An 11,965-nucleotide genomic window follows, 5' to 3' on the forward strand; every position below is an offset into this window, starting at 1 on the left:
TCCAAGGCCTAAGACCTTGGAATTGTTGCTATTTGGTCGGGCCGGCGGGATTTGAACCCGCGACCCCTTGACCCCCAGTCAAGTGCGCTACCAAACTGCGCTACGGCCCGACAGTGCATCAGCACCGAGTAGAGATAGTAGCACAGCGCAGCGGGGCCGACAACGGTCCGGCGAGTCCTTGCAGACTAGACCAGGCAGGCCAGGTCCCATGCTCCACTTGCTATCATGATTCTGGACGGTCGACGCAACCCGCGTCGGCCGCAAGTCGTCCCAGCCCGGAAGGGGTTCCATGAGCACAGAAGTTTTCGACCTTTCGGCCGTGAAGATGCGAGACAAGGGCATGAGCGAAGTCTCCATCAACCAGTTCAAGCACCTCTACGAAACCTGGGAACGGGGAGATGCCAAGGCCTGCGTGCGCGAGAAGGACGTCACCCCGCTCAAGGACGTGCCCCGCACCAAGGACATCCACGACGCCATGGACATGGACATGGCACTGGACGCATTCTCCCGCACCGCCTTCATCAAACTCAACGGAGGGCTGGGCACCTCCATGGGTCTGGAGAAGGCAAAGTCCCTGCTACCCATCCGCCGACACAAGGCCCGTCGGATGCGCTTCCTGGACATCATCATGGGCCAGGTGCTGACTGCACGCAAGCGTCTGGGAGTACCCCTGCCGCTGATCTTCATGAATTCCTTCCGCACCTCGCGCGACACCATGCGTGTGGTCAAGCAAGACCGCCGCTTCGTCCAGAACGACGTGCCCATGGAGATCATTCAGCATATCGAGCCCAAAATCGACGCCGACACCGGCCGTCCGGTCGACTTCCCAGCCAAGCCCGATTTGGAATGGTGCCCTCCCGGCCACGGCGACATCTTCTCGACCATCTGGGAGACCGGTCTGCTGGACACGCTCAAGAAACAGGGAATCGACTACCTGTTCATCTCCAACTCCGACAACCTGGGCGCCAGGCCTTCAAGGACTCTGGCCGGCTATTTCGCACAGTCCGGAGCGCCCTTCATGATCGAGGTGGCCAAGCGGACCGAGGCTGACCGCAAGGGCGGCCACATCGTCATCGACAAGGCCAGCGGACGCCTCATCCTACGGGAGATGTCACAGGTGGACCCGCATGACCGCAGCTCGGCCATGTCCATCCGCAAGCATCCCTACTTCAACACCAACAGCATCTGGGTCAGGGTCGATGCCCTACGCGACAAGCTGGCCCAATATGACGGCGTGCTGCCCCTTCCCATCATCGAGAACCGTAAGACCGTCGATCCCACCGATCCTTCCACTCCTCCCGTAGTGCAACTGGAGACCGCCATGGGCTCAGCCGCTTCGCTCTTCGACGGGGCCATCTGCGTCCAGGTGGACCGTATGCGCTTCCTGCCCGTCAAGACCACCGACGACCTGTTCATCATGCGCTCCGACCGCTTCCATCTGACCGACTCCTACGAGATGGAGGATGGCAACTACGATTTCCCAAATGTCCAGCTGGATGAGCGCTACTACAAGTACATCGCCGACTTCGACGAACGCTTCCCCTACGGGGTTCCCAGCCTGGCGGCTGCCAACTCGGTTACCATCGAGGGGGACTGGACCTTCGGCAGGGATGTGACCTTGTATGCGGACGCCCACCTGAGCGACCAGGGGCGCTCCTCATACGTGCCCAACGGTCAGTATGTGGGACCCCAGGGGATCGAACCGGACGAGTGGGTCTAGAGCCAGGCGCAACAGGGTTCAGCCTGTCAAGAAAAGGTACCGTATTTGGGTGTTTGGCTCCCATGGTCCTGAAAATCAATCTATGATAGATAAGCGTGCGTTAGGCGCACTGATATACAAAATTTTAACGATACGCGAGGACTGATGGCAGAAGGCACGAACGGAAGACGGCGTTTCTCGGATAAATGGGGCAAGCACGAACTTGATGTCCTGGCCGTCTTATCGTCCGCTTTCCCGCAATGGCTTACATCACGGCAAATAGCGCAACGGGTCAAGGCCTATGCCGATTCCTACGGTGAGCTGGCTGACCAGGCCGCCAAGGCCGCCTTCGCCAAACAGTTCCAGCGTGACCGCGCCAAGCTGGCGGCCATGGGCATAGCCATCGAATCCCGTCAGCCCGAGTATTCCTCCAAGTCCGAGGGGCAGGATTTCGCCTCCTACCGTCTGCAGCTGGGGGACGAGCCCCGCATCCGCATGCACTTCAACCAGGAGGACATGCCGGTGCTGGCCGCGGCCAACTACCTTGCGCGATCCATAGCCATGTCCCAGGAGGCCAGCGAGGAGCCGACACGACCGGTCTCGCGCACCACACCCAGAGTGCCGCAGGTGCCCATCCCCGGTCTGGGACTGGACTCCATAGCCCCGGGACTGGGCACCCAACGCATTCCCGACGATCTGGTCAAGGTCATCGATTCCCGCCGCTTCGCCGCCACCGTGGACGTGGACGGGGAGAACCTGAACGTGGCCTATGCCGACTCGGACGATCTGGCCATGTTCGTCCTGGAGCACCCCGATGCCTCCATCGTCAGTCCTCAGGAGGCGGCAGACGCATTCCGGCGGCGTCTGGATGCAGCCGCACGTTTCAAGCTGGCCGACGAATCGCAGAGCCCCGGCGCAGCAACGGTCATCTCCCCGGAGATCGCCCGGACCAGCGTCGAGCATTTCGCCACTGACCTAAGCGACGACGACACGGACCTTCGGCACGCCCGCCGGGCCAGTGCATCCTCCTTCCAGACCGGATCCGAGGTGGACCGCCGCCTACGGCTCATGCTCTTCCTGTCCGCACACCTGGGCGAGGAGTTCTCCCTGGCTGAGCTGGCCGATCGCTTCATCGGCCATCCCAACAGCAAGGAGGAGCTGCGCAAGTACGTCAATACCATCCACAAGGACATCAACACCCTGACGACGGTCTCGGACGATGGCGAGATGGCCGGCAGCCAGTTCTTCGACATCGACTGGTCCCTGCTGGACGACAGCGGCATCGTCTCGGCCACCAACTCGCTGGGGCTGGAGCGACTGGCCGGCATCTCGCCCCAGTACCTGAGCATGCTGACCGCCTCGCTCAACTACCTGGCCCATTCACCCCTGCTGCCCGAAGAGTCCCGCAGCCAGGCCGAGTCCCTCTACCAGCGCCTGCGCACGCATGTTGGGCCGGGTGAGACACCCTGGCTCTCCCTGACCGGGTACGAGACCGAACCCAAGAGTTTCTCGGTGGTACGCCGGGCCATCAAGACCGAGTCCCTGTTGGACATGGAGTACACGGACGCCGCCGGTCGGACCCGCCGCAAGGTTGTGGCCCCAGCCAAGATCTTCGTGGATGAGGGTGTCTACTATGTCGCCGCCTGGACCGACATCGGTGATGCCGCAGAGGGCACTGAGGCTGCGGACGCCCCCTCGGATTCCAGCCGCCACCTCAAGCAGGGCACCGGACGCAACCGACAGTGGCAGGTTCTGCGAATCGCCAGAATCGAGCATGCGACCATCGTCAAGCCCAACCACAAGGTGGAGTTCCCGGATGTGCCGGTCAGCGAACTGCGCAAGTGGTCCTTCGATAACGGCACGGCTGCGGTCTTCATCACCGACCGGCCGGACCTGCCCTACATCAAGTCCCTGCCGGGCGCCTCGGTGGAGCCTTGCGGACCCGGGCAGAAGATCCACCTGACCGTCTCCTCGGACTCCTGGTTCGTGGCTTTCTGCATCGCCCACGCCAAGCACATCACCGCAGTGGCGCCCAAGACCCTGCGCACCATGATCCTGGCCCGTGCCCAGCGCGAGATCACCATCAGCGACGCTCACGACAAGGAGCAGGACCGGCACTAGTCCCGGTCGGAGAGGAGTGCCATGCCTGGATGGATCTGGATTCTTCTGGTGATCTTCATGCTGGCCATGCTGATTGGCGGAGCCGTCTATGCCATCCGCCACGCCATGGCAGCCGGCCGCTCAATCAGGCGGGTCTCGGATGATCTGAACCGCCACATGCCACAACCCCCGGCAGCAGGGCAGTCCCAGGCAACGGATAGGACTGAGGGCCCGTCCTTCGCCCTGCCCTTGTCTCAGTCAACCGAGCGATACAGCCGGGCCCATGCCCTGGTCCTGCAACGCAAGGAGCAGCGCAGGAGGAACCACAGCCGCATCTGGCGGCGGTGGAAGCAGTTCAATAGGTAGTTCTTGGAGGAACATGTCAGGTCATCGTCACCACGGACAGGATTCATCAGCATCCGAACCGGGGCCGGCGGAACGCTACGCCCGTTTCAGTCGTAACCGCAAACGCATGACCGGAGCGCCCGCACGTTTTCAGTCCAAGTTGCCCTTCCCTCTGGACGACTTCCAGTTGGAGGCCATCACCGCCCTTGAGGATGGCGACAACGTCCTGGTGGCCGCTCCGACCGGCGCCGGCAAGACCATTGTTGCGGACTTCGCCGTATTTTTGGCCCAGGAGCAGAACGTCAAGACCTTCTACACCACCCCCATCAAGGCCCTGAGCAATCAGAAATACCATGACCTGGTCGACCGCTATGGCGAGGACCGGGTGGGGCTGCTGACCGGCGACACCTCCATCAACTCCGAGGCGGACATCGTGGTCATGACCACCGAGGTCCTGCGCAACATGCTCTACGAGCAGTCCTCCACCCTGACGGCCCTGAAGTACGTAATCCTGGATGAGGTCCACTATCTGGCCGACCGCTTCCGGGGGCCAGTCTGGGAGGAGGTCATCATCCATCTTCCGGCTTCCATCCGAATTGTGGGGCTGTCGGCAACCGTGTCCAACGTGGAGGAATTCTCCGACTGGATCTCTTCGGTGCGTGGGCACACACATCTGGTGGTCTCCGAGCGCAGGCCCGTGCCGCTGGAACAGCATGTCCTGGTCCAGGCCGACAGGCATACCGAGCCCGAAATCCTGGACCTATATCGGCACGACGGCTCAGGACGGCAGACCCCAAAGATCAACCCGCGTCTGGTCTCCCGGCTGGCTCAGCTGGACAAGACCGGACAGGAACGTGCCCAGGCCCGCGACCAGGGGCACCACCACCGTCATGGCCGCGGCGGCAGGCCGGAGCGACGAATGGGGGAGCGGTACCGTCCAAGCCGGGCCGATGTGGTCGATGAGCTTGACTTCATGGATATGCTGCCCGGTATCTACTTCATCTTCTCCCGAACCGGCTGCGACCAGGCCGTCCAGCAATGCATCCGGGCGGGGCTGCAGCTGACCACTGATGAGGAGGCCCGCCGCATACGGCACATAGTGGACTCCATGGCAGCCGGCCAGCTCAGCAAGGAGGATCTCAAGGCCCTGGGATTCTCCCAGTTCCGCTTCGCTTTGGAGCAGGGCTTCGCCGCCCACCACGCCGGCGTGGTCACCCTCTTCCGGCAAATAGTCGAACATCTGTTTGAACTGGGACTACTCAAGGTGGTCTTTGCCACCGAAACCCTGGCCCTGGGCATCAACATGCCTGCCCGCTGCGTGGTAGTCGAGAAGCTGGAGAAGTTCGACGGCACCGGCCATGTAGCCCTGACACCCGGTGAGTTCACCCAGTTGACCGGTCGGGCCGGCCGGCGCGGAATCGACGACATCGGCCATGTGGTGGTGGTCGACCATCGGGACTTCAGCCCCAAGACCATGGCCGCCTTGTCCAGCAGGAGGGTCTACCCGCTGCACTCCAGCTTCCGGCCCACCTTCAACATGGCCGTCAACCTGCTCAACTCATCCAGCTACGGGCGTGCCCGGGATACCCTGGATCACTCCTTTGCACAGTGGGAGGCCAACCGATCAGCCTCGGAGCTGGAGGAACGCATCGAAACCCTGACCAGCGGCCTGGAGGACTACCGAAAGGCAGCCCGGTGCAGCCGTGGCGATCTGATTGAGTTCATGCGCATCCGTGCGGCTCTCTCCTCGGCCCAGAAGAATGATCGCCGCCGCTTGAAGCGTCAGAGGTTCACCAGTGAAAAAGCCCGCGACCGGGCCTTCCGCGACCTTGATCGGCACATCGACCAGCTGCGCGAGCAGGAGCGCAACCATCCCTGCCGCCAGTGCCCGGACCTGCCCAAGCACCTGCGCTGGGGGAACCGGTGGATCCGCATGGACAAGGAGCTGCAACGCACCCGTGAACAGTACGAGTCCAAAACCGGGTCAGTCTCGCGCCAGTTCGACAGGATCTGCCAGATTCTGGCAGACCTGCACTACACCCGTCCCGTGGATCCTGACGACTGCCGACTGACCAGGAAGGGCCAGCTGCTCCGGCGCATTTACAGCGAGCAGGATCTGAGCCTCGCCGAGATCCTGGACCGGGGCATCCTCAACAATCTGGAGCCCGCAGAACTGGCGGCCGCCGTTTCCGGGCTGGTCTACGAATCCCGACGTGGGGTAGGGGAGCAGCCGGGGGAGAGGGCCGGATACAGAGCTCCCAGGCTGGTCGAGGCCATGGAGGATATGAAGCGTCAGTGGTCCCAGGTGCAGGAACGCTGTGACCAGGCCGGATTGGAGCTGCCCCCGGAACTCGACTTTGGCTTGGGGCCAACCATCTATGACTGGGCCTGCGGCGACTCGCTGACCGCGATTCTGCGTGACAGCGATCTGACGGCGGGGGACTTCGTGCGCAACGCCAAGCGCCTGTCCGATGTGCTCACCCAGATCGTTCAGGTGGAACCCTACCTGGGAAGGGGAGGGCATCACCTGGCCAGGACTGCCAGCATCGCCGCCGACCAGGTCAACCGAGGCATTGTGGCTTATACGGGCGTGGAGTGAACACGGCCGTATATAGGGAATAAGTTTCAGGTCAACACTGTTCTGTAGCTTGGAGGCAGTGACGGACACGAGTATGGAGGAATCATGGCAGAGCGCAGTCTTCGCGGCATGAGTATTGGGGCGAAGTCCCTGGAATCCGATCAGAATGTGGACTTCGCGGCACGCAGCGAGGTCGCCTACATCTGCCCAAAGGGCCATCGGACCATCCTGCCCCTGGCCGAGGGCGCTGAGGTGCCACAGGAGTGGGAGTGTCGCTGTGGGCAGATCGCTCATCTTGAGGGGCATGACGAGGAGGAGTCCGGCAAGACCGGCAAACCGACCAGGACCCACTGGGACATGCTGCTGGAGCGTCGATCCGAGGACGAGCTCAAGGCCGTTTTGGACAAGCGCCTGAAAATGCATCGCGAAGGATGGTTCCCAGACTATGAGTAAATCACCGCGCCGTCTGGTTCTTCTGGACCTCGACGGCACCCTGACCGCCTCACATCCAGGCATTATCGCTTCCGTAGTGCAAACTTTTAAGGATCTTGGTTATCCCGTGCCCAATGATAGCGAGCTTCGCAGATTCATCGGACCGGCCGTGAAAGTATCGTTGCGCCGCAACGGCGTCAGGGAGGAAGACCTCGACAGGGGCGTACAGATATACCGGCACTATTACAGCGAGATGGCATCATTCGAGGATCCGGAGCATCCTGGGCAACACATCCCTGGACGCCTGCTCGCCACCGTCTTCGACGGCATCCCAGAGCAGCTGAATCGTATGCACGAGCGTGGTCTGACGTTGGCCGTGGCCACATGCAAGCCTGAGTATCAGGCCCTGCCCGTCTGTGACCACTTCGGATTGAGGCCACTGGTAGATGGAGTCTATGGCGCCAGTAAGGACTCCACAAGGGTCACCAAGGATCAGGTCATCACCTATGCGCTGGAGCAGATTGGCTTCAATGCAAATCTCGGCGATCGGGCCCTTATGGTCGGCGATCGCTGGACTGATGCCGATGGTGCGCAGGAAACCGGTCTGGACTGTCTGGGATGCGGCTGGGGCTATGCCGAGCCCGGAGAACTTGAGTCCCACGGCTGCTACCGTGTCATCGACCAAGTCGACCAGTTGTTCCAGGCCGCCGAGGATTACTTCGACAAAGACCAGACTCAGCACTGAGTCGACCAGAACTGTATCCTGCCTTTTAGGGACCGCCTAGGGCCACCCGAGATTACCAGGGTGGCCCTTTGCTATCTGTGAGTGATGCTAGTGAAACGTCACCAAGTTTGACCACAATAGATCGACCATGAATCGCTGAAAAATGGCAAAATCGTAATCATGACCTAATAAGCCGATAATGTACGTTATGTCAAATTACTTATTGTTTTTCTCCCCTATTTGAGCCGCACATAGCTTCCGTACAATGTTGTACTCATCGATCATGCGGCCCGCTGACGCTGCTCGTGCTGGTGCTCCAGACGCTGGCGCAGACGCATGGCCGTCAGCTCATCGATGGGCCGCTCAGGCAGACCTGGGGTCAGCTGCCCAGTAGTCAAATCCACATGATCGCAGGTCTGCAATTCCAAATCCATGCGATGCCAGATTGCGCCCACAGAGATAGCAAAAACGGCACGCCCGGACTGCATCAGTGCGAAGACCTGATCCGGGCCTGAGCATTCGGTGACCTGATCACCGTCGCAAACCACGGTCACATGCTCAAGCTGACCGACAGTCCGACGCTCAAGATAAGCCACGGTGCTCGTTGCGTTGACCAGGTTGACGCCTGCATCCAGGAGGCGCTTGAGGACAGCCAGGATGACCACATCCTTGAAGGAATAGAGCCTGCGAGAGCCCGAGCCATGAGAGGCCTTGATTGACGGTTCCACAATCCGCTTGCGGGCCCAATAATCCAGCTGCCGATAGGTGATGCCCGCCACCTTGGCCGCGACCGATCCCCTGTAGCCACGGGTCGTGCCTTCGGCCTGCTCAGGTGAAAAAAGTTCCCCTTGCACCAGCGTCGGCACCTCTTCGGCCATGTCAAGCCCCCTGTCAGTTCTTGGCGATGACTGCCCGATTATCGAAGTAGACCAACCGGAATTTGCCGATCATAATCTCGTCACCGTTGTGCAGATCGGCCTGATCCACACGTTCACGGTTGACGTAGGTGCCGTTGAGGCTACCCGTGTCCTCGACACGGAAGCCATGATCAGTCCGTACGAATATGGCGTGCGCTCGGGAGACCGTTGAGTCGTCCAACAGAATATCCGCCTTCGGATCGCGGCCCACGCTGACCTGGTCCTCGTCCAGCAGATAGCGGGATCCCGACACCGCTCCCCTGGTGGAGATCAGCAGGGCTGTACCCTCAGGCAATCGGGCCATGGTCTCCAGGTCGTCCTTGGTCAGTGGACGGTCACCGTTGGAGGTGACTGGAATGTTCAGGGCCGGCATGCCGATGATGGTCGTCTCGCCCGCAGTGGGAATAGGTTCTGTCATAATTGCCTATTCTACAGGCTTTGCATACTGGTAGTCCTGCATGCGTCGAACCTGGTCGATTTTGACACTATCGGACTGCTCCACGGAAACGGATGCATGGAATTGTACCTTGATCCGCGAGCCCACTCCCCCAGCGATCTGTATGGCGTTCTGCAGGCTGTCCGGATCCCCGATGGCCTTCACGACGTAGGGGCTTTGCAACTTGGTGTGGTCGCACTGCAGGCCGGTTCGGGTATCCAACAGATAGGTATTGGTGACCACCCGGACATCGTTGAAGGATATGACCTCGGCCCCTGCATTGCGCAGCTCCTCGATCAGGTTGAACATGGTGGAGGCATCCACACGGTCGCTGTCCTCGGTGACCGTCACCACCACTCCCCTGCCCTGGGCCGGCAGCCGTCCGGACAGGATGCCGCTGCTCTGCTCGTTCTGCTGGGCGATGCGGGCGGCTTCCTTTTGCTTGTCGGCAGCGGACTTGATGGAGGTCAGCTGCTGGTTGAGCTGGCTCTTGCGCTCCTCCAGCTTGTCGACCTGGTTGCTGGTCTCGTCCAGCACCCGCACCAGTTCTTCCTCGGATAGGCTCTGGTAGGAGGACTGATTATTGCGCACCTGGACGGCGTACCCGAAGCCCAGCAGGGCGCACATAAGGGCCACCAGAACGCTGGTGACCAGCCTGACCCTGGTGGCGTTGGAGTTGAGCGTGCGCAGAGGCCGCCGGCGAACCACCGGGAAAGCGCCGGTCTGCGTATCGTCGGATGGAGCCCTGACCCGCCCAGGCCGTCTGGGCGGAATGCTCTTGGGCATCTGTTCATCGCGCTTCTTCCTGAAGGTGCGTCTCATATGCTCACCCCTTGAAAATGAAGCGCCGAATAGCGGAGACGTTGGAGAAGATGCGGATGCCCAGAACCACGATGACGGCTGTGGACAGCTGGGAGCCCACACCCAGCTGGTTGCCCAGGAAGACCAGAAGGGTGGCCGTGATTACATTGGAGATGAAGGAGACCACGAAGACCCGGTCTGAGAAGCTGCGCTCGAAGTAGGAACGGACCGCGCCCATGAGTGCGTCCAGGGCGGCCACCACCATGATGGGCAGGTAGGGCTGCAGCACAATGGGAATGTCGGGCTTGAGGAAGATGCCCGCCACCACGCCCAGGATCAGGCCGAGAATTGCCGACATGTCAATGACTCCTTCCGGCATATGACAGATTGGGCAGACCGACGGCATTCAGATTCAGGCGCCGTTGCTTGCTCACATTGACGGTGATGTTCGCATTCTTCAGATCATGCAGACGGTTCTGCAGATCGCTGCGAGACATCAGATCAGAGAGGGCACCCTGGTCGCCTATGGCCTCAATCTTGTAGGGTGCCTCGATGGAGGCGGTCCCCACCAGGATGGTCTGACCGGCTGTGCGCACTGAAGTCTGTGTCCCTATTCTATTGCCGTTGATGGCAATGGCCTCGGCTCCCGCAGACCAAAGCTTGGTCAGAAACCACTGCAGGTCCTGGTCGGTGACCAGTTTAATCTTATCAGCATTGTCCCGGACATCCTTGGAAGCAATAGGGTTGGCCAGGGTGATGACGATACCCTGGCCCTGCACCTTGCTGGTGCCGTTGGTCAAATCGTCTGCGATTTGCGTGCTGTTCTGGCCTTGGCCACCCACTTGACCCGAAAGCGTGTCGATATTGCCGTTGAGGTCCGAGATCTGCCCGTTAAGGTCGTTGGCACGCTTACTGACCGCCTCCACCTGGGATATCAGCTTTTCACGCACCTTCTGACGCGGGTCCCTGTGCAGTACCTGCACTATTCCCGTGCCAGCCAAGCCGACCAGCACGCAGATGACGAAGACCAGGATCCTGTTCACCCAGATGCTCAGCGGTGATCTGCGTTCGGCAGGCAACAGGCGGGCATCCTCGAACATGGGATCCATGGGACGGTTGGTCAGATCATCAATCAGCCTCAGGGACTCATCGGCCATGCGCCGCCGGATGGACTCCTGGGAGGGCTCAGAGCTCTCCTCATCCACATAGTGGCGTTCAAGGCCAGCACTGGAATGCGAAAAAGCCGCCCGCCGGTGAATAAGTGCACGGTCGGGCGGCACGGGGAAGGATTCAGGCGTCATCTGCGGTTCAGTCATGGTGGGGGTCCTGACGGTCCTGACGAAGCAACCCGATGCCTTGACGTGCGTAAATCAGCCCTGCCAGCCAGTAGAGCGCCACACCCCAGATGACAGCCGCAAGAGCCACCAGATGGAAGAAGCGGAAGAAGGTCGAGGTACCCACGTCTGCAAAAATCAGGGCAGGTATGGCCAGCATGAGCACAGCCGTCCCGGTCTTGCCCGCGAAATGCACCGGCAGAGGACCATAGTCGTGCTGGGCCAATGCCAGAACAAGCAGGCCCATGAGCACATCCCGGGCCCCGACCAGTGCCAGAAGCCACCAGGGCAGAATGGAGGCGATGCTCAGAGCCAGGACGGAGCAGAGAATAAGCAGGCGATCGGCCACCGGATCCAGAATCTGGCCCAGCTTGCTGACCTGGTTGAACCTGCGGGCAATAATCCCATCCACACCGTCTGACAAGGCCGAAATGAGCATGACCACCAGGGAAATGATCAGATGTCGGTTGGCCACCAGGTAGGCAATAAGGGGTATGGACAGGATACGAAGCAGGCTGATGACATTCGGTACGGTGAGAATCACCGACCTCGGCTCAGGGCTGTACCTGCTGCGTGAAATTCGATCGATCAGTGCCATC

At 60.8% G+C, this 11,965-nt stretch carries 11 protein-coding genes, 1 tRNA gene and 2 pseudogenes; 7 read left to right on the forward strand and 7 right to left on the reverse strand.

Annotated elements, in window-relative coordinates; genetic code table 11:
- Positions 1 to 33 precede the first annotated feature (33 nt).
- A tRNA-Pro gene (locus tag ACUIAF_RS02415) sits at positions 34 to 110 on the reverse strand.
- Between the two features lie 179 nt (positions 111 to 289).
- On the opposite strand from ACUIAF_RS02415, the gene ACUIAF_RS02420 reads away from it, so the two are divergent.
- The 7 genes and pseudogenes from ACUIAF_RS02420 to ACUIAF_RS02450 all read left to right on the forward strand — a co-directional run bounded on the left by ACUIAF_RS02420 (position 290) and on the right by ACUIAF_RS02450 (position 7,899).
- Positions 290 to 1,720 carry a UTP--glucose-1-phosphate uridylyltransferase gene (locus tag ACUIAF_RS02420; RefSeq protein WP_445338928.1) on the forward strand — a complete coding sequence of 477 codons (1,431 nt, stop codon included), beginning with the start codon at positions 290 to 292 and terminating at the stop codon, positions 1,718 to 1,720.
- 144 nt (positions 1,721 to 1,864) lie between these two features.
- A pseudogene (locus ACUIAF_RS02425) lies at positions 1,865 to 2,648 on the forward strand (helix-turn-helix transcriptional regulator); the annotation flags it as partial.
- A gap of 74 nt (positions 2,649 to 2,722) precedes the next feature.
- Positions 2,723 to 3,820, forward strand: a pseudogene (locus tag ACUIAF_RS02430) (helix-turn-helix transcriptional regulator); the annotation flags it as partial.
- Positions 3,821 to 3,841: 21 nt separating this feature from the next.
- Complete coding sequence (locus tag ACUIAF_RS02435; protein WP_445338929.1) at positions 3,842 to 4,165, forward strand: hypothetical protein; 324 nt, start codon at positions 3,842 to 3,844, stop codon at positions 4,163 to 4,165.
- 13 nt (positions 4,166 to 4,178) lie between these two features.
- Entirely contained in the window at positions 4,179 to 6,743 is a 2,565-nt protein-coding gene (locus ACUIAF_RS02440; protein WP_445338930.1) for a DEAD/DEAH box helicase, read from the forward strand.
- Positions 6,744 to 6,827: 84 nt separating this feature from the next.
- Positions 6,828 to 7,175: an RNA polymerase-binding protein RbpA gene (locus ACUIAF_RS02445; RefSeq protein WP_015021769.1), complete on the forward strand. Its 348-nt coding sequence runs from the start codon at positions 6,828 to 6,830 to the stop codon at positions 7,173 to 7,175.
- Entirely contained in the window at positions 7,168 to 7,899 is a 732-nt protein-coding gene (locus ACUIAF_RS02450; RefSeq protein WP_445338931.1) for an HAD hydrolase-like protein, read from the forward strand. Before ACUIAF_RS02445 ends, ACUIAF_RS02450 begins: the two co-directional genes overlap by 8 nt.
- 260 nt (positions 7,900 to 8,159) lie before the next feature.
- On the opposite strand, the gene ACUIAF_RS02455 is transcribed toward ACUIAF_RS02450, so the two are convergent.
- Genes ACUIAF_RS02455 through ACUIAF_RS02480 form a run of 6 tightly spaced genes read right to left on the reverse strand, consistent with a single transcriptional unit; the run spans position 8,160 to position 11,964 of the window.
- Positions 8,160 to 8,756, reverse strand: coding sequence for a MerR family transcriptional regulator (locus tag ACUIAF_RS02455; RefSeq protein ID WP_015021767.1), 597 nt, complete (start codon positions 8,754 to 8,756; stop codon positions 8,160 to 8,162).
- 13 nt (positions 8,757 to 8,769) lie between these two features.
- Positions 8,770 to 9,213: an FHA domain-containing protein gene (locus tag ACUIAF_RS02460; RefSeq protein WP_110417160.1), complete on the reverse strand. Its 444-nt coding sequence runs from the start codon at positions 9,211 to 9,213 to the stop codon at positions 8,770 to 8,772.
- A 6-nt stretch (positions 9,214 to 9,219) separates the two neighbouring features.
- Positions 9,220 to 10,053 carry a DUF881 domain-containing protein gene (locus tag ACUIAF_RS02465; protein ID WP_110417159.1) on the reverse strand — a complete coding sequence of 278 codons (834 nt, stop codon included), beginning with the start codon at positions 10,051 to 10,053 and terminating at the stop codon, positions 9,220 to 9,222.
- 4 nt (positions 10,054 to 10,057) lie between these two features.
- A complete protein-coding gene (locus ACUIAF_RS02470; protein WP_015021764.1) occupies positions 10,058 to 10,390 on the reverse strand; it encodes a small basic family protein in 333 nt (110 codons plus the stop codon).
- A 1-nt stretch (position 10,391) separates the two neighbouring features.
- Positions 10,392 to 11,348, reverse strand: a complete 957-nt coding sequence (locus ACUIAF_RS02475) for a DUF881 domain-containing protein (RefSeq protein WP_445338932.1) — start codon at positions 11,346 to 11,348, stop codon at positions 10,392 to 10,394.
- A complete protein-coding gene (locus ACUIAF_RS02480; protein ID WP_110417157.1) occupies positions 11,341 to 11,964 on the reverse strand; it encodes a CDP-alcohol phosphatidyltransferase family protein in 624 nt (207 codons plus the stop codon). The genes ACUIAF_RS02475 and ACUIAF_RS02480 overlap by 8 nt, the downstream gene beginning before the upstream one ends.
- Position 11,965 lies beyond the last annotated feature (1 nt).

The sequence above is a fragment of the Bifidobacterium sp. ESL0822 genome (assembly GCF_052606675.1).